This window comes from Falcatimonas sp. MSJ-15 (assembly GCF_018918265.1).
GTDB lineage: Bacteria > Bacillota > Clostridia > Lachnospirales > Lachnospiraceae > Falcatimonas.
The window spans coordinates 1-19,140 of sequence record NZ_JAHLQC010000003.1 but is presented as its reverse complement, the minus strand read 5'-3'; the positions used below and the strand labels follow the sequence as shown (position 1 = coordinate 19,140).

The 19,140-nt window shown below is 34.3% G+C and carries 19 protein-coding genes, 4 tRNA genes, 1 rRNA gene and 1 riboswitch; of the genes, 3 read left to right on the top strand and 21 right to left on the bottom strand.

Going from position 1 to position 19,140, the window contains the following annotated elements; all coding sequences use genetic code 11:
* The first annotated feature begins 1,107 nt into the window (after positions 1 to 1,107).
* The gene (locus KQI85_RS02440) at positions 1,108 to 1,908 is read left to right on the top strand and encodes an adaptor protein MecA (RefSeq protein WP_216574513.1); all 801 of its coding nucleotides are present in this window, start codon (positions 1,108 to 1,110) and stop codon (positions 1,906 to 1,908) included.
* Between the two features lie 160 nt (positions 1,909 to 2,068).
* Here the strand turns inward: KQI85_RS02440 and KQI85_RS02435 are convergent, their stop codons facing one another.
* Positions 2,069 to 2,272 carry a DUF1858 domain-containing protein gene (locus KQI85_RS02435; protein ID WP_216574512.1) on the bottom strand — a complete coding sequence of 68 codons (204 nt, stop codon included), beginning with the start codon at positions 2,270 to 2,272 and terminating at the stop codon, positions 2,069 to 2,071.
* A 388-nt stretch (positions 2,273 to 2,660) separates the two neighbouring features.
* Here KQI85_RS02435 and KQI85_RS02430 point away from each other — a divergent pair, with 388 nt between their 5' ends.
* Entirely contained in the window at positions 2,661 to 2,831 is a 171-nt protein-coding gene (locus KQI85_RS02430; RefSeq protein ID WP_216574511.1) for a DUF362 domain-containing protein, read from the top strand.
* 279 nt (positions 2,832 to 3,110) lie between these two features.
* On the opposite strand, the gene KQI85_RS02425 is transcribed toward KQI85_RS02430, so the two are convergent.
* From KQI85_RS02425 to KQI85_RS02375, 11 genes are all read right to left on the bottom strand, one after another.
* Positions 3,111 to 3,788 (bottom strand): helix-turn-helix domain-containing protein, encoded by a 678-nt coding sequence (locus KQI85_RS02425; protein ID WP_216574510.1) that lies wholly within the window; start codon positions 3,786 to 3,788, stop codon positions 3,111 to 3,113.
* Between the two features lie 253 nt (positions 3,789 to 4,041).
* Positions 4,042 to 5,370 (bottom strand): replicative DNA helicase, encoded by a 1,329-nt coding sequence (gene dnaB, locus KQI85_RS02420; RefSeq protein WP_216574509.1) that lies wholly within the window; start codon positions 5,368 to 5,370, stop codon positions 4,042 to 4,044.
* Positions 5,371 to 5,427: 57 nt separating this feature from the next.
* On the bottom strand, positions 5,428 to 5,877 hold the full coding sequence (rplI, locus tag KQI85_RS02415; RefSeq protein ID WP_216574508.1) for a 50S ribosomal protein L9: 450 nt from the start codon (positions 5,875 to 5,877) through the stop codon (positions 5,428 to 5,430).
* Between the two features lies 1 nt (position 5,878).
* Entirely contained in the window at positions 5,879 to 7,924 is a 2,046-nt protein-coding gene (locus tag KQI85_RS02410; protein ID WP_216574507.1) for a DHH family phosphoesterase, read from the bottom strand.
* Between the two features lie 373 nt (positions 7,925 to 8,297).
* Entirely contained in the window at positions 8,298 to 9,440 is a 1,143-nt protein-coding gene (locus KQI85_RS02405) for a glycerate kinase (RefSeq protein WP_216574506.1), read from the bottom strand.
* Positions 9,441 to 9,621: 181 nt separating this feature from the next.
* Positions 9,622 to 9,891 carry a 30S ribosomal protein S18 gene (gene rpsR / locus KQI85_RS02400; protein ID WP_216574505.1) on the bottom strand — a complete coding sequence of 90 codons (270 nt, stop codon included), beginning with the start codon at positions 9,889 to 9,891 and terminating at the stop codon, positions 9,622 to 9,624.
* Positions 9,892 to 9,912: 21 nt separating this feature from the next.
* Positions 9,913 to 10,371: a single-stranded DNA-binding protein gene (locus KQI85_RS02395; protein WP_216574504.1), complete on the bottom strand. Its 459-nt coding sequence runs from the start codon at positions 10,369 to 10,371 to the stop codon at positions 9,913 to 9,915.
* A gap of 46 nt (positions 10,372 to 10,417) precedes the next feature.
* Positions 10,418 to 10,708 (bottom strand): 30S ribosomal protein S6, encoded by a 291-nt coding sequence (gene rpsF, locus KQI85_RS02390; RefSeq protein WP_216574503.1) that lies wholly within the window; start codon positions 10,706 to 10,708, stop codon positions 10,418 to 10,420.
* Between the two features lie 162 nt (positions 10,709 to 10,870).
* Positions 10,871 to 11,071, bottom strand: a complete 201-nt coding sequence (locus tag KQI85_RS02385; protein ID WP_216574502.1) for a DUF951 domain-containing protein — start codon at positions 11,069 to 11,071, stop codon at positions 10,871 to 10,873.
* Positions 11,072 to 11,145: 74 nt separating this feature from the next.
* Complete coding sequence (locus tag KQI85_RS02380) at positions 11,146 to 11,868, bottom strand: NAD-dependent protein deacylase (RefSeq protein ID WP_216574501.1); 723 nt, start codon at positions 11,866 to 11,868, stop codon at positions 11,146 to 11,148.
* Between the two features lie 332 nt (positions 11,869 to 12,200).
* Positions 12,201 to 12,274 (bottom strand) — tRNA-Met (locus KQI85_RS02375).
* A 189-nt stretch (positions 12,275 to 12,463) separates the two neighbouring features.
* Here KQI85_RS02375 and KQI85_RS02370 point away from each other — a divergent pair.
* Positions 12,464 to 13,447 (top strand): C39 family peptidase, encoded by a 984-nt coding sequence (locus tag KQI85_RS02370; RefSeq protein ID WP_216574500.1) that lies wholly within the window; start codon positions 12,464 to 12,466, stop codon positions 13,445 to 13,447.
* Between the two features lie 152 nt (positions 13,448 to 13,599).
* On the opposite strand, the gene thiE is transcribed toward KQI85_RS02370, so the two are convergent.
* The 9 genes from thiE to KQI85_RS02325 all read right to left on the bottom strand — a co-directional run.
* Positions 13,600 to 14,214, bottom strand: coding sequence for a thiamine phosphate synthase (gene thiE, locus KQI85_RS02365; RefSeq protein WP_253293717.1), 615 nt, complete (start codon positions 14,212 to 14,214; stop codon positions 13,600 to 13,602).
* A 188-nt stretch (positions 14,215 to 14,402) separates the two neighbouring features.
* Positions 14,403 to 15,278: a hydroxyethylthiazole kinase gene (locus KQI85_RS02360; RefSeq protein WP_216574499.1), complete on the bottom strand. Its 876-nt coding sequence runs from the start codon at positions 15,276 to 15,278 to the stop codon at positions 14,403 to 14,405.
* Between the two features lie 69 nt (positions 15,279 to 15,347).
* Positions 15,348 to 16,130, bottom strand: a complete 783-nt coding sequence (thiD, locus tag KQI85_RS02355) for a bifunctional hydroxymethylpyrimidine kinase/phosphomethylpyrimidine kinase (RefSeq protein WP_216574720.1) — start codon at positions 16,128 to 16,130, stop codon at positions 15,348 to 15,350.
* A gap of 171 nt (positions 16,131 to 16,301) precedes the next feature.
* Positions 16,302 to 16,856: an energy coupling factor transporter S component ThiW gene (gene thiW, locus KQI85_RS02350; protein ID WP_216574498.1), complete on the bottom strand. Its 555-nt coding sequence runs from the start codon at positions 16,854 to 16,856 to the stop codon at positions 16,302 to 16,304.
* Between the two features lie 228 nt (positions 16,857 to 17,084).
* A complete protein-coding gene (gene thiC, locus KQI85_RS02345) occupies positions 17,085 to 18,395 on the bottom strand; it encodes a phosphomethylpyrimidine synthase ThiC (RefSeq protein ID WP_216574719.1) in 1,311 nt (436 codons plus the stop codon).
* Between the two features lie 117 nt (positions 18,396 to 18,512).
* Positions 18,513 to 18,624: riboswitch (TPP riboswitch) on the bottom strand.
* Between the two features lie 46 nt (positions 18,625 to 18,670).
* Positions 18,671 to 18,741: transfer RNA gene (locus KQI85_RS02340), tRNA-Cys, on the bottom strand.
* A 58-nt stretch (positions 18,742 to 18,799) separates the two neighbouring features.
* Positions 18,800 to 18,871, bottom strand: a tRNA-Glu gene (locus KQI85_RS02335).
* A 4-nt stretch (positions 18,872 to 18,875) separates the two neighbouring features.
* Positions 18,876 to 18,947 (bottom strand) — tRNA-Asn (locus KQI85_RS02330).
* Positions 18,948 to 19,021: 74 nt separating this feature from the next.
* Positions 19,022 to 19,140: ribosomal RNA gene (locus KQI85_RS02325) — 23S ribosomal RNA — on the bottom strand; the annotation flags it as partial.

The window sequence follows — 19,140 nt, the reverse complement described above, 5'->3', positions numbered from 1 at the left end:
AGCCTACAACCTATGTAAAACACCCTGTGTTGTTATCATATAAAAAAGCTCAAATATGCCTAACTTATATTATACAATTATATCATTTTTCGCATTATGTGTATACTACACTTTTTCTTACAAATATACATTTTTTCTTAATATTTACTTAATTTATTCTTCCCGATCCCACCCGACAGCATATTTTTTTTATATTATTATCAGTTGCGTTCTTATGAATTTCCAGATAGTCCTGCACCGACTGATTTGTGCGATTTCTTTGATAACCTTACGCTGACTGATTGCGTATATCTTAGATAATCTTACATCGATTGATGGTATAATATTCATAGATAATCTTACGCTGACTGATTGCGTATATCCTTAGATAATCTTACATCGATTGATGGTATAATATTCCCAGATAATCTTACACTGACTGATTGCGTATATCTTAGATAATCTTACATCGATTGATGGTATAATATTCATAGATAATCTTACGCTGACTGATTGCGTATATCCTTAATTATTTACATTATGTAAACTAAATATTCTGATTTGACTGAATTATATCAGAACTTATTTTGTAGTCTCCATAACTATCATTTGGATTACCTATGAACTCTGTATGCTATCCTTCTACGAATTCTATCTGTTATTCTTAATCTAAAATGTGATATTATGTGGCGAACTGCCATTGATTATATTCATAATGTTTATGTTATTCATGTTGTTCGTATTATTCATAATGTTTATAATATTTATATTATTCGTATTATTCATATTGATGTCTACAACTGTTGACACTTTAAGGGATTCCGGTATGCTGCCTGCTCCTTATTTCTATGCAATTATACACTTTAACATAATTTTTAGCAAGCATTTTTTCTTTTCTTTATGTATGACACTTATATCATTTTTTTACATTAATTATCACTTTACATGTGAATTATAGTTGGTTTATACTATATAATAAATATAACAAGCTTTATTTTTTTATTATATTTATTATCTATTTCTTTTAAATTATTCAACCGATTTATGTTATAAGTTGAATAAGCGTTAACCCTTTGATTTATTCGATTACTTGTTGTAACAAATATTTAGAACAGGAAGTGATTTTTTATGAAAATAGAAAAACTTAGTGACACTCAGATACGCTGTACTCTTAATCAGGCTGATTTGTCTCAAAGAGAGTTGAAACTTAGCGAGCTGGCATACGGAACTGAAAAAGCCAAACTATTATTCAAAGACATGATGAAACAGGCTTCATACGAATTTGGTTTTGAAGCTGAAGATATTCCTCTTATGATAGAAGCAATACCAATATCAACAGACTGCATAGTTCTTGTCGTAACCAAAGTTGAAGATCCTGCAGAGTTAGATACACGTTTTTCCAAATTTGCTCCGGCTGAAGATGATGATGACGATGATTTTATTGATGATTTTTATGATGAGGAATTAGACTCTGATGATATGAATGATATCTTTAATCATGTATTTGATTATGATGAACCATCTATGGCAGGTAAGATGCCTTTTGCTTCTTCGGATAGATTCGCACCTTTTGCTTCACCTAACAAGGCAGGCAATGACAATCAGAATGATGATTATTATGAGACTTCAAACATCTTCAAAGTATTCTCATTCAGTAACCTTGATACTGTTGGCAAGATTGCCCATATTATAAGACCTCTATATAATGGAACTAACTGTCTTTATAAGAATCCATCTAACGGACGTTATCTGCTCGTGTTAAGTAATGACAGTTCAGCTTCTTGCGATCTTAATAATATATGCACTGCTCTTACAGAATATGGTAAAAAAGAAAAATATTCTCTCGCAAGTGATGCTTTTCTTAAGGAACATTGCACTCTTATAATAGATAATAACGCAATAAGCGTACTTGATGAAGTGATGAATTAATCATATAATACTTGATTTATACTACAATTTTGATTTCATATAATGCTTAATTCATCATGCAATACAGAGTTTTCATATAATACAAAATAATCCCTGGAAGTTAGCTACCTCCGGGGATTACTAATGTATTAATTCTACATATTGTAATTATTCAGCTTAATTATTTAGTTGCTAAATATGCATTAATCTCTTCAACTACTGAATCTGGATCCATTCCATGTACCATACATGCATCTTCAAGGCTCTCACCTTGAGCTGATGGACATCCTATACAATGCATTCCTGCATTCATTAAAATTGGAATAATTCCTGTATCAATCTGAATAAGGTCTGCGATTATCATATCTTTTGAAACCTGTGCCATGTTTATATCCTCCTTAAAATAAGCAGATATATATCATCTGCTAACATTGTACTTGCTCATTATAATATATATATTTGCTATTTTCAAGTAATTCCATTCACTGCATTTGTGAACAGTTTATAAAAATTTTTATGTATAATAAGAATATCAACTACACATCACCTAAAGGTAGCGGGTTTCTAACTATGATAAACTATGATAAACTATGACAAACGAGGACAAACGAGGATTTTATATATGAATAATTTTCTTGTAATATACCCTGCTTTAGATTATAATTAGACTGATACTGTACAACACTGTGTTTTGACGGCACTGTTTTGATAACACTGTTGGTGTATCATCGAAATTTATTATTTTTATTATTAGTATTAGGAGGAAATTAACTATGGCATATGTAATTTCAGACGAATGTATCAGTTGTGGAGCATGCGCTGCTGCATGTCCTGTAAGTGCAATCACAGAAGGTGATTCAAAGTACACAATCAATCCTGATGAATGTATCGATTGCGGAACATGCGAAGCTACATGTCCTGTTGGAGCTCCATCAGCTAACTAATAGAATGTTTTATATTGATATTAGTTAAATACTTTGATACAAACAAATGATGCAAGAGAAACCACCACAGATGATATTGTACTTGTCTGCCTGATAAGTCGCATATCATACTGTGGTGGTTTTTTCGTTTAATTTTCTATAATGTTTCTATTTGCTTAGCTAGCCGATTTTTATGGCTCTCCTGTTTGTTTTTTATGTACTCTCTGCTTAGCTATTTTATCCTTTTGCTTAGCTATTTATTCTTTGTCAGATTTGATATAAGCATTTATATATATGTAATCATCTTTTTTGAAAAAATCTTCTGTGTTTCTTCTCGTCTTTATCTTTACCTTTTACAAGATTGTTATTAATATTATTTCTTAGCATCTCATCAAACTTCTTATATCTCTCTTCTTCTGCTTCATCTTTTATTCTAAACAGATAATCCATCTCTTTTATCACACGATTGCTTATTCCGGCTGACAGATTTTCTTCTATGTAATTATTATTCTCTCTAAGTGCTGTTGCTACTATATTGCCTATTATCTTCTCAAACTGACTAAGCCTGTCTTCCATAATAGGACTCTGTGATTCTTTGACCGGCTCACGTTTGCGAAACATTATAAGGTCACCCGCCTGCGTCTTATCTCCATCATACTTTCTACATGTATTACCATCCGGTACAGCTCTTGCCATATCTTCTGTCACAGCTTTTTGTGCATCTTTTTTAGAGCTTGCCTCATTTTTGTTAATTCGCATATCGTCTGTCACTATATTCTTAATAGCTTTAAGTGATATTCCCTGCTCTTTAAGTGCCTTTACCTGACGGAACAATTCTATATGTTCATCAAGATAATATCTGTGTCCCATCTCATTTCTTGGAATATTTATCCCTAGTTCTTCTTCCCAGTATCTAAGTACATGAGCTTCAAGCCCTGTTTTCTCTGATGCGTCTGATATGATATATCGTCTCTCCATTTCAATTCCCCCTGTTATATTAGATGATTTCTATTCTTCCAAAATATGCTGCCATTATATATGTTCTATATGCTTTTAGGCTTCCACACCAATATAGGCTCTCATTTTGACCTATTATGTACATAAAAAAGTACACAGCATCTACTCTTATTTAATAATATGCTGTGTACTTTCTAAATATTCCAATATTTTATTTTTGAATGATTTTTACTGTCTTTCCAAATTCCAATATTTTATTTTTGAATGATTTTTACTATTTTTCCATATTAGCAAATTTGGTATAATTAGGCAGCCATACAAGATTAACTGTTCCAATCGGGCCATTTCTCTGTTTGGCTATTATAATCTCTGCTATATTCTTAAGTTCTGTATCTTTGTTATAATAATCATCTCTGTAGATAAACATAACAACATCGGCATCCTGCTCTATCGCTCCTGACTCTCTAAGGTCTGACAACATAGGTCTGTGCTCTGGTCTTTGCTCAACAGCTCGGCTAAGCTGTGATAATGCTATTACCGGAGCATTAATCTCTCTTGCAAGTGCTTTTAAAGAACGGGATATATCTGATATCTCCTGCTGTCTTGAATCTGTCTTACCATTACCTGTCATTAACTGAAGATAATCGATAATTACAAGTCCGAGATTGTGTTCTAATTTGAATTTTCTACATTTCGAACGAAGTTCTGATATTGATATACCTGGTGTATCATCTATTATAAGGTTCGAATTGCCTATAGTTCCTGCACCTTCTATGAGTTTCTCCCAGTCTGAATCTGATAAGTTACCGGTTCTTATCGCCTGTGAATCCACCTTGGATTCAAGCGACAAAAGTCTGTTAACAAGCTGTACTTTTGACATCTCAAGGCTGAATATAGCTGTTGTAACGCCTTCTTTGAATGCTACATGCTGTGCCACATTAAGTACAAATGCAGTCTTACCCATAGATGGTCTTGCCGCAACAAGTATAAGATCTGATGGCTGAAGTCCTGATGTCTTGTAATCAAGATCTATAAATCCTGTAGCAATACCTGTAACTGTTCCATTGCTTTTTGATGCTATCTCAATCTTCTCAAGTGCATCTATTACAACGTCTTTTATTGGCTGATAGTCTCCGGCACCTTTTCGTTGTACAAGTTCGAATACTTTTTTTTCTGTATCAGCAAGTATATCTTCTGTTTTTTCTTTTCCAAGATAACATGCATTCTCTATCTCTTCATTGACTTTTATTACTCGTCTTAATACCGCTTTATCTCTTACTATTCCGGCATAATAGCTTATATTTGCTGATATCGCTTCGATTCTTGTAAGCTCTCTGATAAAGTCAAAACTGCTTATCTCCGGCGGAACATCTTTTTCTTTAAGTCGTTCCTGCAAAGTAACCAGATCCACAGGCTTGCCTTCATTATACAACTCTATCATGGCATCAAATACTATTCCATACTGTTTCTGATAAAAATCGTCACTTGTAAGTATCTCTGATGCTGTAAGTATTGCATCCTTATCCATTATCATAGAACCTATTACAGAGCGCTCCGCTTCAACGCTATGAGGCAGTACTCTCTTTATAAGTGCTTCTTCCATACATTACCCTTTCTCTGTAACTGACTGCATCTTTATTATCCTGTTATTATTCTCATTCTACTTTGCTTCAGTTACTGAAACTGTTAATTCTGCTGTAACTTCTCTATGAAGTTTTACAGGTATAATATGGCTTCCAAGTGTCTTAATTGGTTCTGGCATAACCATCTTTTTCTTATCAATGTCAAGACCTAACTGCTGTTTTGCTGCTGCTGATATCTCTTTGCTGCTTACTGAACCAAAGAGTTTTCCACCTTCACCGGCTTTGATTGTAAGTCTTACAGGTTTTTCTTCAACCTTTGTCTTTAATACTTTTGCAGCTTCTAACTGTTCTTTTGCAAGTTTTTCTTCATTTGCTTTTTGAAGTTTAAGATCATTAAGATTCTTGGCATTTGCTTCTAATCCTAACTTCTTTGGTAATATGAAATTTCTTGCATATCCATCGTTAATTGTAACTTTATCTCCTTTTTTACCTAATGACTTTACGTCCTGTAATAATATAACTTCCATCTTAGATAGCTCCTTCCTTAATCATGTCTGTTAATGTCTGTTTTATAATCTCTACACCTTCTTCAGGATTCTTGCCCTGAAGCTGTGCTCCCGCAATGGTCATATGTCCACCACCGCCAAGTCGCTCCATAATTATCTGGACATTAACCTCATCTATTGAACGTGCACTTATGTACAACTTGCCATTGTATTCAGTTACTACGAATGAGGCCTTTATTCCATCTATGTCAAGTAACTCATTGGCTACCTGCGCTCCTACTACCGTCGGACTCTCTACATCATCTCCATGACATATCGATATTGCATAAGAATCCATAAATAGTTCCGAATTATTGGCTGCTTCTGCTTTCGCTCTGTATGACTTCATGTCATCTCTTAGAAGCTTTCTTACTCTTGTAATGTCTGCTCCTGAGCGTTTTAAAAATGCTGCTGCCTCGAATGTTCTTACACCTGTTTTATTCATAAAATTATTCGTATCAATAAGCATTCCTGCATACATCGCATCTGCTTCAACCGGTTTTATCTTAAGACCGTCCTGAATATATTGAAGAATCTCTGCTACCATCTCACATGATGATGAAGCATAAGGTTCAATATATGAGAGTACTGCATTCTCAATGACTTCTGCTCCCTGTCTATGATGGTCAAGTACTACTATGTTCTTACATTTTGTAAGTAATTCCTTACATTCTGTATAACTTGGTCTGTTTACATCAACGACTACTACAACTGTACTATTATCGACATAATCAAATACTTCATTTGAGCTTAAGAACATCGTCTTATCATAATCCGGATTATCTTTAAATCTGTTCATAATTGGTCTTACTGTTGTAGTTATCTGATTAATTACAATAAATGCTTTTTTATTAAGTGCTTTTGCAACTCTGTATATTCCGATTGATGCTCCAAACGAATCGACATCTCCTAACTGATGTCCCATAATAACTACTTTATCATTACCTTCGAGTATCTCTTTAAGTGCATGTGCTTTAACTCTTGCTTTAACTCTTGTATTTTTCTCAACCTGTTTACTCTTACCGCCATAATAGCTTATCTTCTCACCTTTTTTAACAACTGCCTGATCTCCACCTCGTCCAAGTGCAAGATCTATAGCTGTTCTTGCGAGTTCATAGTTAGCATTATAACTATCGCCGCTTATCCCGATACCAATACTCAGTGTAATTGCCATCTCATTACCGATATTAACACTTTTTACATCTTCTAAAAGCGAGAATCTGTTTCTCTCCATATCAGGAAGAAACTTATATTTAAATGCAATAAAATATTTATCTTTTTCTATCTTCTTAACTATTCCATCATAGGAACTGAAAAATTTGTTAATCTTACGGTCTATAAGGGCTCCAAGAAGAGAGCGTCTTACTTCTTCTATACTCTCTAATGCTTCCTCATAATTATCAATATATACAAGGCCTGCTACCATCTTCTCGTCTTCTGTTTTCTTCATATAGCTGCGAAGTTTTGTCTCGTCAAAAATATATACGGCTATCATGAATTGTTTCATATCAACATCTTTATATTCCTTAGGATTAATTCTAAGTGCTGATATTCCAATTCTCTGAAATTCAAGTCGCAAATCTTTTCCTTCAAACTGCTCTTTTATGCTTAAAGTCTCATCAAGTGCTGATACTTCCGGAACACTTACTCCCTGAAAGATAGTCGTAATAGACTTTCTATATCTTCTATCTTTTTTAGAAAGTATTGAAAATTCTCTATTCATCCATAGTATATTACCACTCGTATCAAGGAGCGCATAAGGAATCTTAAATTCGTCTACTAACTTCTTTTGTGCCTGTGCATACTCTGTTGCAAATGATATCAGTTCATGTTCTATATATGGTCTTGACTTCATGTACATTGTAAATACACCAATACCATAGAAGACTATAATCATACTGAATACAACTCCTATACGAACGCTTGCCGTATAAGCCCATATATTCATCATAACCAACACTATAAGCATATAAACCGGCCATTGAAAATACGTTTTTAATTGTCTGTTCATTTTAACCTTAGATTTCATAATAATATTCTCCTTATCAAAAAAGAAAACCTTACGTATATTTCCCGATTTCTATGTCATTTATGACATACTCATTAGTTATTATAGCATTTTTGAGAAACTAATTAAAGACCTATTTTTCACTTGTAATCGGCAGAGGGCTGTGGAATATATATACTTGTGTATCATGCTTTGCATTTTTAACATAGCTTGTTGTATGATAACTGCTATATGGAACATCCAATGAGAACTGCTAATCTCTGATACTATGAATAAGATTGATTGTCTGTTTCTTATCTGTTAACCTCTGATACTGTTAATAATATTGATTATCTATTTTTTATCTGCTAACCTCTGATACTATGAATAAGATTGATTATCTATTTCTTATCTGCTAATCTCTGATACTATGAATAAGATTAAATATCTGTCTTACAGTATCTGTCATATTCTGCATTGCGTTCTCTGTCTTCATTGCTTCATCAAGTGTCACAACTGTTCTTAGCACCGGAAAATATGCATCAATACCTGCCGCATTACATGCTACTGCATCTTTGGTAACGCAACCTGCTACACCAATTACAGGAATATTATACTTCTTCGCAATCTCTGCAACTCCTGCCGGTGCTTTTCCCATAACAGTCTGTGCGTCAAGCCTTCCTTCGCCTGTAACAACAATATCTGCATCCTTAATATGTTCTTCAAGTTTTGTCTCTCTAAGTACTATGCTTATTCCTGATTCAAGCTCACCTTTTAAGAATGTTCTAAATGCAAATCCAAGTCCACCTGCTGCTCCTGCTCCCGGATATTTTGCATCTGCCCATGGATATTTCTCTCTTGCAAGTTTTGCATAATATGACAACCATTTATCCATCTGCATTATCATTGTAGATGTTGCACCTTTTTGTGGTCCAAATATCGCACTACATCCCTGCTCACCACATAATGGATTGTTAACATCACATGCAATTGTAAATGTACATTCTCTAAGCTCTTTTATCACATTATCACCTGTAATTGTCTGAAGTTCTGCTAATCCTTCTGCCCCATAAGACACCTGCTTACCGTCCTTGTCAAGCATACCAAATCCAAGTGCCTGAAGCATTCCAATTCCGCCATCATTAGTTGCACTTCCACCAATTCCGATAACAAAATTTCTACAGCCTTTTTCTATCGCATCACGAATAACTTCTCCAACGCCATAAGTTGTTGTCTTAAGCGGATTTCTCATATTATCACTGACAAGTGTTATTCCTGCCGCTCCACTCATCTCTATAATTGCCGTCTTCGTAGATTCTATAATTCCATACTCACACTCAACTTTATCAAGTAGCGGTCCTGTTACCATAACCTTATTAATCTCGCCACCACATCCTGCTACAAGTGCTTCAACTGTACCTTCACCGCCATCTGCAAGTGGCATGACATCAACATTGGCATCCGGATATGCATACATAATTCCCTTTTTAGCACTTTCGCCTGCCTGCATAGATGTCATACTTTCTTTGAATGAATCAATTGCTACTACAACTTTCATATGAATCCTCCTCGTATAATAATGTGCTGTTCAATCTTCCTGTATAATAAAAAAATTTACCCCAACTCTTAACAAAGAGCCTAATAACGTGCTGTTCAATCTATTCTGCACACAACAAAAGGCTAGTACATTCGTAAGAATGTACCAGCCTTAATCTGCTTAATTAACCAATCACTAAAAATTAGTCTAATGTATATGGCATTAATGCGATATGTCTAGCTCTCTTGATTGCTACTGTAAGAGCTCTCTGATGTTTAGCACAGTTTCCTGTAATTCTTCTAGGAAGAATCTTACCTCTTTCAGATACATATCTCTTTAATTTGTTAACATCTTTATAATCTATTGTATTATTCTTATCACCACAGAATACACAAACTTTTTTTCTTCTACGTCCGCCTCTTCTCTTCATTGGAGAATCTGCTTTATCGCTTTTTTCTTTATTATATGGCATAATCTAAACCTCCTTTGGTTTTTAATTAAATGGAAGGCCCTCGTCTTCCACACCGTCTGGTATATTCATAAAGCCATCACCGATATTGGCATTGCCAGGTGTTGGTCTTCCCTGTGAAGGAGCCTGATAAGATGCATGTGATTCACTGGCTGCTGCCTTGCTCTCAGCAAATTCTGACTCTTCCACAATTACTTCTGTAGTATAGACTTTCTGACCGTCCTTATTAGTATAACTACCAGTCTGAATTCTGCCTGATACTACAATTTTTGTTCCCTGATGCAGATATTTCTCGGCAAACTCGGCTAATCTGTCAAATGCAACACAACTGATAAAATCTGCTGTAGCTTCCTCACCATTATTACTACGGCGTCTTCTGTCTACTGCAAGAGTATATCTTGCAATTGCCATTGATCTTTCACCCTGTGAATAACGAATCTCAGGATCTCTTGTTAATCGTCCCATTAAAATAACTTTATTCATATTGTCTCCTCTTTCTCTCTGCATTTAGTGAACACTATGTTAAAAATTACTCTTCGTCCTGTCTTACGCATAAATATCTGACAACATTTTCCATGATACGAATGTTGCTTTCAACTTCGCCTGGGCATGCTGCGTCAGCTTCGAACTGAATAAAGTAGTAAAAGCCTTCTTTCATCTTCTGAATCTCGTAAGCTAATCTCTTCTTACCCCATTCATCAACGTTAGTTACTGTACCACCGAAACGAGTAATATATTCTTTTACTTTTTCAATTGTACTAACTCTAACATCATCTTCAGCTTTTGCACTAACAACTACTGCTAATTCATATTTGTTCATGCTATTGCACCTCCTTTTGGTCTTTTGGCCCTTATTATATCAAAAAATAAGAGCAAGGATATTTACTATCACGAAGATCTACTTTACCATATTTTGTCCACTAATGCAAGTTTATTTTTCTTATTTTATAATTTATTTATTTTATTTTACTTTCTGTCACTTTTACCGTGTCTGAATCTCTCCATCCGGCTTTTTTAGTGATTTTGTATTCTTCTCCACCAGCTTACGGCTTATCATAATCTGGTGTCCGCATCCCATACACTTTAAGCGAAAATCCGCCCCGACACGTAGAATTTCCCATTCGAAACTCTTACATGGATGCTGTTTTTTTAATTTTACAATGTCTCCAACTTCATATACCATATAATTCACCTTTGATTAAATATTGTCTTATTCTATCTTTCTTAGCTTTATCCTTTTATTCATGCGATAATTCATCACACTCTTAACTTAGAAAATACTTGTCCTATGCTGTCATTAATCAACAGATTAGCACGTCCGTCGTATGGTGTCGCTGATTTATTGATTAGCACAATCTTATCCTTTGAATAATAATCAATAAGCCCTGCTGCAGGATATACTCCAAGAGAGGTTCCTCCAACAATGAGCATATCCGCATTGCTTATATACTCAACAGCTTTTTTAAGATCATCTTCATTAAGACATTCCTCATATAGAACCACATCCGGTTTTACAATCCCACCACACTCACAGTATGGAACACCTTCTGAGTTCTCAATATATGCAAGATCATAGAATCTGTGACATCTCATACAATAATTCCTGTGTATACTTCCATGCAATTCGATCACATTCTTACTCCCAGCCATCTGATGCAACCCATCTATATTCTGTGTAATTACACACTTAAGCTTTCCGATACTTTCAAGTCTTGCAAGCATCTTATGTGCTGAATTCGGTTTTGCTTCATCATATATCATTCTGTCTCTGTAAAAGCGATAAAATTCAAGAGGATTGCTCTGAAAAAAACTTCGACTTATAATACTCTCCGGTGGATATTTATATTGTTGATTGTAAAGTCCATCAACACTTCTAAAATCCGGTATACCACTCTCAGTAGATACTCCTGCTCCACCAAAAAATACAATATTATCTGCCTCCTCAATCCATCTGTTAAGCAATTCTATCTTATCTTCCATGTAATATAACACCTCCCATATCAGCCCTGTTATCTGTCTGTGACTGCGAACACTTTCATATTCGATTATAACAGAAAATGTCATCATTTTCCACACGAAATCTATATGAATTGTCAATATATCCCAGATATTTAAAGACTTTTATACACAAAGGTGAAAAAAAGCAATTATATAATTGTAAAGACTTAGAAAATTAAAAGTTGTGAAATTATAAAGATTAATTATTGTAATTATTATTTTATTTATTACTGCTATACTATATCTGTCATAAACTATAAACTATAAACTCTGTACAGAACAAGGTTAATTAAATCATAATATATATATTAGAGTAGCGGGGGCAGGATTTGAACCTACGACCTTCGGGTTATGAGCCCGACGAGCTTCCAGACTGCTCCACCCCGCGTCAACTTTTATAGTATAGTTTAATTATCATACATTGTCAATTGCCCAAAAGGACTATTTTTAGCCCCGTATGCCAAAAAAGATTATTTTTTTGTAGAGAATGTAATTGTTTTTAATTTATAAAAACATTGATATTGCTTTACATACTACCGATTAACATATATATATGTTCAATGAAAGGATTTTATTTATGAAAAAGAAAACAAGTGTATTCACCAAAATTTTAATAATAATACTGGTACTAGAATTAATTGCCCTTGCAGGCATATTTGCTGTTTTCAAATTTTTCAAATCTTCTGCATCAACCCAAGGTAGCTCCAATACTACCAATAGCGAAATATATACTGAAAATTCTGGCGAGAACACTTCTGCTTCTTATGAAGAATCATCTAACCAGATTAGTGAATCCACTTCTGCTATTGTCCCTGATACAAGTAACAACAGTAACGACAATAGTGCATCCTTAGAACCATCATCTAATGATACTAATATAGATACTAATTCTATATCTGCCAATACAACCACTAGTAACAATACTGATTTTTCCAGAAAAGAACATAATGATTCCGAAAAAAATATGTCCGATCAGGTAAATATAGATGTTAATGTTATATATCAGCTTCCAGAACTGCCAACAGGATGTGAGATAACATCTCTTGATATGGTTCTTAACTATATGGGATATTCTATAGATAAAGTTACACTCTCTGATAATTACCTTGATAAAGGAACTATCGGTATTGACAGCTATAAAAAAGTATTTCTTGGAGATCCTAAAGATTCAAACTCCTATGGTTGTTTTGCACCGGTAATAGTAAATGCTGCCAACAAATACCTTACTGAACAAAATAGTTCCCTTCATGCCTATAATCTTACCGGAAGTGAACTTAATGAACTATTTGATAATATCAGATGTGGACTTCCCGTAATTATATGGGGATCACTTAATCCTAATATTAATATAACATATAATAATACCTGGATTGTAGATAGTGAGATTCTCAAATGGCCCGCCAACGAACACTGTATGGTTCTTACGGGTTTTGATCTCGCCAACAATACCGTAACAATAAATGATCCCCTAAAAGGAGTATGTACATATGATTATAATGCATTTTTAGAATATTATGTTGAACTAGGACGACAAGCTGTTGTAATCGATTATTATTCCTAACTGTTACATACTTATCATAAAATGGATTTAATCGTAGTATTACTCCTATTTTATGAAGTATGTCAAGATACAGGCATAGCAATGGAAGGACAGACTTAATCGTAGTATTACATTTATTTTATGTCTATCTTATGTCTATCATTTTACCTATACTATTTTATATGTTTCATAACGTCCCTGTAAATATTAATTGTAGATTTAATATCTGCAGATTTCATTATTCCGGCTGATACTGCAATTCCATCTGCTCCACATTCAAGCGGAACACTACAGTTATCAATATTAATTCCACCTACTGCCAAAGATGGAATTGTAACGCTTTTAAGAATTCTTTTATAAGTATCTTTTTCCATTGGAACAGCATCTTTCTTAGTATTAGTTACAAACCATGCTCCACTGCCAAGATAATCAGCTCCATCTTGCTGTGCTTGCTTTGCTATTATCTCATTCCTTGCAGTTGCACCAATTATCGCATGTTCTCCAAGAATATGCCTTGCATCTCTTATAGGTACATCATCAGTTCCAAGATGTACACCATCTGCTTCACTAAGAAGTGCAATATCAATTCTATCATTTATAATAAGTGGTACTTTGTACTTCTTTGTTAATTCCTTAATTAGTCTTGCTCTTAGAAGATACTCTCTTGAAGATATGTCTTTTTCTCTAAGCTGAACATAATCAACTCCAGCCATTAATGCTTCTTCTATCTTATCTATTCCATAACTAAAATCAGTTATGAGATACAATATTCCGGTCTTTTTCATCATAATGCTATCCTCCATAATTTTTAATATTTATAATTTTTGCTTTTATAAGGTTAATTATCTGCATCTGTATTTTTTGCTTTTATAAGGTAATTATCTGCATTTGTATTTTTCTGCTTTTATAAAATAATTATCTACATCTGTATTTTCTGCTTTTATAAGATAATTATCTACATCTGCAATTTTTACTTTTACACAAGGCTTAATGTATCTAACAGGCTATTTTTATAAGTCGCATATCCTCTGGTATTATCTGCATTAGCAAGCAGATATCGCATCAACATTGACGTTACTAATGCTGCCTTTTCCGGTTCTTTAGGATTTACTGCATATACGGCTCCAAGTAATGCTCCATACATGCAACCCGTTCCTGTAACATTCCATCGTAATGTTAATGCTGTTGCTTTATCATCTATCATTTCTGATTCAGATGTTCTTATGTCTAACATTGATGTTCCTATCATTCCAGTTCCTTTAGCTGTCTTTTTTATTAAAATATAATCCGTTTCACCTGTTGCTATATATACTCTTTTATCCTTATTATTATCATTATCGTCTATATCTTCTCTAGACTTTTGAATATAATTATTAAGCAACTTATCAAAGTCTTCAGCTTGTAACTGTGAATCTACTCCGGTTTTAATACTTTCTCCATTAAGTATGCTAGATATCTCTGCATAATTTCCCTTTATTATCCCAGTGAAATCATACCTTAATATATCTTTTACAAATCTCTTTCTAAACTCTGTAGCACAACATCCAACCGGATCTATAACAATCGGTATACCTCTTTCATTAGCAGCTATAATTCCTCTATGCACACTTTTTATTTTATCTTCATCTAGTTGTCCTAAATTGGCAACAAAGCCATCTGCCTGTTGTATAACATCTTCTAGCTCTTCTGCATACATTGCCATAATAGGTCTTGCACCAACAGCTGATAGTGCATCAGCACAAAGAGTTGCTGTCACAATATTAGGAATCATATGTATTCTTGGTTTTAGATCTCTTATTTTTTGCACTTCATTTTTTATTAAATCTAAATTTAATTTTACATTTTTATTCATAATATTACCATCCTATCTCCTATAGCATATATCATAAAAAGCCTATACACATATACTAAATTCCTAATCCTATACATATTGGTACATATGATTAAGCGGTCCATTTCCTTTTCCGATATCCATTCCGTCTTTTATCGCACCATATACATATTCCTTAGCACATCGAACAGCATCTATAATATCCATGCCTTTTGCAAGATTAGAACATATTGATGATGAAAGTGTGCATCCTGTTCCATGCGTATTAGTATTATTAAGTCTTTCTTTATTAAACCATATATTTTCAGATTTACAACACAAAAGATCATCTGCAGTTTCCTCAAGATGCCCACCTTTTATCAAAATACTGGCATCTGTATATTGCCTAATCATATTTGCAGCTTTTATCATATCATCTTTACATTTTATCTCCATATTTGCCAATTTTTGTGCTTCAAGTATGTTAGGTGTTATTATATCTGCGATTGGAAGCAATTTAGATTTAAGTGCTTCCATTGCACTTTGATCTATAAGATCATGTCCACTTGTAGATACCATAACTGTATCAACTACGATATTTTGGGCATTCCATTCTCTAAGTTTCTTAACAATTGACTCTATAATCTGTGCATTCGACACCATACCAATCTTAACTGCACCAGGAAATATATCAGAAAAAACTGCATCCATCTGCATCTCCACCATCTTTGCATCAATATCTTCAATACCGAATACTCCTGTTGTGTTCTGTGCTGTAATAGCTGTTATCACGCTCATTCCATACACTCCATGAACTGTCATAGTCTTAAGATCTGCCTGTATTCCGGCACCACCACTTGAATCCGAACCTGCAATTGTAAGTGCCGTTGGTATTTTTTGCAATATACTATTCTTGTTCCCCATATTTCCAAACCCTGTGCATTTTTCATTTATATTGCACTTTTCCATAATATCACATTCTTTCATATATAAAATTCTTTCGTTTGTCATAGGCTCCTCCCACTACCTTTAGGCGGTGGGGAGTTGACCTCTATATTATATACTCTATATTGTAAATTTAATTTTTCTCAATACACCTATTAATATAGCTGCAATAATAGTTCCGCCTATAGTGCTTACTAAAAAAGGCAATATAAAAGCATAAACTGCACATTTTTTGCCCATAACAAAAGCAGCCACAGGGAAAGCTATTAAGCCTCCCACTATGCCTGTTCCTATTATCTCAGCTAAATATGTAAGGTAGTATTTTTGTGTATACTTAAATACCATGCCACAACATAATGCACCCACCATACTTCCCGGAAATGCTAATAATGTGCCTGTTCCAAGAATATTCCTTATAAGTGATGTTACAAATGCTATCAATATGCTATATTCTGGTCCAAGTGTAATTGCACTTAATACATTAATAAAATGCTGTACAGGATAACATCTCATTACACCTACTGGTATGGACAGAGCTGATAATACTACAGTTAATGCTACATACATAGCTGAAACTGTAAGCTTAACAATTCTATTCTCCGGTATTATTTTTGCTAAGATGTTATTGCATCTACTATCAATACGTTTCTGTTCTTCCTGTTTTTCACATTTCATCGCTAATCCATTACCGAAAACCTATAAAAATCTTAACCATTTTAACTATATTATAGTTTTACAGTATTTTCCTTTCTCTTTTTTCTACATACTTAACACGATAACTGTATTATAATTGACGCTTGCCTATCTTATTGACACTTGTCTATTTTATTGACGCTTGTCTATCTTATTGACACTTGTTTGACTCTTATGAATGTCTATTTGTTTCTTATTGCCGTTCTTATATTATTCATCAAATATGTTTACAATCTCTCCATCAAGAATTCTATTCATATTTTTTACTGCACAAAAATTACCACACATAGAACATGTATCCTCTTTTTCAGGTTTTGCGTCAGCTCTATATCTGACAGCTTTTTCCTTATCTATACATAGTTCGAACATCTCATCCCAATCAAGTTTTTTACGTGCAGCACTCATCTTGTAGTCCCATTCTTTTGCTCCTTTTATACCTTTCGCAACATCTGCTGCATGTGCTGCAATCTTAGATGCCATAATTCCTTCTTTTACATCTTCAATAAATGGAAGTCTCAGATGCTCTGCAGGTGTTACATAACATAAGAAAGATGCACCGTATGTTGCCGCAATAGCTCCACCAATAGCGGCTGTAATATGATCATATCCTGGAGCTATATCTGTTACTAATGGTCCTAATACATAAAATGGTGCTCCATGACATATTGTCTGCTGAATCTTCATGTTGGCTTCTATCTGATTAAGTGGCATATGACCAGGTCCCTCAATAATTACCTGAACATCTTTTTCCCATGCTCTCTTAGTAAGTTCACCAAGTACAATAAGTTCTTCAATCTGGGATATATCAGTTGCATCTTCGATACATCCTGGTCTACATGCATCACCAAGACTCAATGTAACATCATATTCTCTACATATATCAAGAACTTCATCAAAGTGTTCATAGAATGGATTCTCGTTGCCTGTCATCTCCATCCATGCAAATATTATCGAGCCACCTCTTGATACTATATTCATAAGTCTCTTATTCTGTTTAAATCTCTTAGCTGTTTCTCTATTAATGCCACAATGGATTGTCATAAAATCTACACCATCTTCTGCATGCATTCTTACAATATCTAACCATTCCTGTGTAGTTATATCTTTTAATGCCTTATGGTAATATACAACTGCATCATATATAGGAACAGTTCCAATCATAGCTTTACATTCTGATGTTAATTTTGTTCTAAACTTTCTTGTATCGCCAAATGAGCTAAGATCCATTATGGATTCGGCACCAAGTTCAACAGCACTATTAACCTTGTCCATCTCCATATCCATATCTTTACAGTCTCTTGAAACACCCAGATTAACATTTATTTTCGTCTTTAACATAGAACCTACACCATTAGGATCTATGCATTTATGATTCTTATTAGCTGGTATTACAACCTTTCCTTGTGCCATTAACTCTCTTAGTTCTTCAACTGGCATATTCTCTTTTTCTGCTACAGATTTCATCTCTTCTGTAACAATCCCCATTCTTGCTGCATGCATCTGTGTCTTATAATCTCTCATAGCCATCTTATTCTCCTTATATAAAAATAATATTAACGTATTAATACTAAACAAGATAACATCAGGCGTACAAAAAAGAGTGTACATTATTCTGTACACTCTTATAAAATCTACATAAGATAATAAATTTACTATTCCTACGCCGGCATTATCCGTATCAGGTACATGGGTCGAAATCGTTCAAATCATTCCTCTCAGCCTGTAGCGACAAGCTCCCCGTAAATTAAAATATTTAGTTAAAAAAAATACTTGAGATTCTCATCTCAAGTAATTAGAGGCGACAATCAGATTCGAACTGATGATCAGGGTGTTGCAGACCCACGCCTTACCACTTGGCTATGTCGCCAAACAAACTGCTTTTATATAATAACAAATATCTTCTGCTTTGTCAATATATTTTTTAATGACTCCAAGGGGATTTGAACCCCTGTTACCGCCGTGAAAGGGCGGTGTCTTAACCGCTTGACCATGGAGCCAAAACTCCCCGAGTAGGGCTCGAACCTACAACATCACGGTTAACAGCCGTGCGCTCTACCATTGAGCTATCGAGGATTATTATATATTCAAAACTACACGCTGAATTTATATCTTTTAGAATCCTTTTTTTCTGAGGTTAACCTCTTCTTTTGGTTAAGTCCTCGACCTATTAGTAACAATCAGCTGCACGTGTTACCACGCTTCCACCTTTGTCCTATCTACCTTGTCGTCTTCAAGGGGTCTTACAGCTTGCGCTTGGGATATCTCA

What these genes read in the sequence shown, in the direction of transcription:
- KQI85_RS02405 (WP_216574506.1), bottom strand. Translation starts at nt 9,440, where the DNA reads ATGAAAGTTGTAGTAGCAATTGATTCATTCAAAGAAAGTATGACATCT.
- KQI85_RS02395 (WP_216574504.1), bottom strand. Translation starts at nt 10,371, where the DNA reads ATGAATAAAGTTATTTTAATGGGACGATTAACAAGAGATCCTGAGATT.
- dnaB (WP_216574509.1), bottom strand. Translation starts at nt 5,370, where the DNA reads ATGGAAGAAGCACTTATAAAGAGAGTACTGCCTCATAGCGTTGAAGCG.
- KQI85_RS02385 (WP_216574502.1), bottom strand. Translation starts at nt 11,071, where the DNA reads ATGGTATATGAAGTTGGAGACATTGTAAAATTAAAAAAACAGCATCCA.
- rpsF (WP_216574503.1), bottom strand. Translation starts at nt 10,708, where the DNA reads ATGAACAAATATGAATTAGCAGTAGTTGTTAGTGCAAAAGCTGAAGAT.
- thiW (WP_216574498.1), bottom strand. Translation starts at nt 16,856, where the DNA reads ATGAAATGTGAAAAACAGGAAGAACAGAAACGTATTGATAGTAGATGC.
- KQI85_RS02440 (WP_216574513.1), top strand. Translation starts at nt 1,108, where the DNA reads ATGAAAATAGAAAAACTTAGTGACACTCAGATACGCTGTACTCTTAAT.
- rpsR (WP_216574505.1), bottom strand. Translation starts at nt 9,891, where the DNA reads ATGCCATATAATAAAGAAAAAAGCGATAAAGCAGATTCTCCAATGAAG.
- KQI85_RS02410 (WP_216574507.1), bottom strand. Translation starts at nt 7,924, where the DNA reads ATGAAATCTAAGGTTAAAATGAACAGACAATTAAAAACGTATTTTCAA.
- rplI (WP_216574508.1), bottom strand. Translation starts at nt 5,877, where the DNA reads ATGGAAGTTATATTATTACAGGACGTAAAGTCATTAGGTAAAAAAGGA.
- KQI85_RS02435 (WP_216574512.1), bottom strand. Translation starts at nt 2,272, where the DNA reads ATGGCACAGGTTTCAAAAGATATGATAATCGCAGACCTTATTCAGATT.
- KQI85_RS02360 (WP_216574499.1), bottom strand. Translation starts at nt 15,278, where the DNA reads ATGAATAAAAATGTAAAATTAAATTTAGATTTAATAAAAAATGAAGTG.
- KQI85_RS02370 (WP_216574500.1), top strand. Translation starts at nt 12,464, where the DNA reads ATGAAAAAGAAAACAAGTGTATTCACCAAAATTTTAATAATAATACTG.
- thiC (WP_216574719.1), bottom strand. Translation starts at nt 18,395, where the DNA reads ATGAGAGATTATAAGACACAGATGCATGCAGCAAGAATGGGGATTGTT.
- KQI85_RS02430 (WP_216574511.1), top strand. Translation starts at nt 2,661, where the DNA reads ATGGCATATGTAATTTCAGACGAATGTATCAGTTGTGGAGCATGCGCT.
- KQI85_RS02425 (WP_216574510.1), bottom strand. Translation starts at nt 3,788, where the DNA reads ATGGAGAGACGATATATCATATCAGACGCATCAGAGAAAACAGGGCTT.
- KQI85_RS02380 (WP_216574501.1), bottom strand. Translation starts at nt 11,868, where the DNA reads ATGGAAGATAAGATAGAATTGCTTAACAGATGGATTGAGGAGGCAGAT.
- thiE (WP_253293717.1), bottom strand. Translation starts at nt 14,214, where the DNA reads ATGATGAAAAAGACCGGAATATTGTATCTCATAACTGATTTTAGTTAT.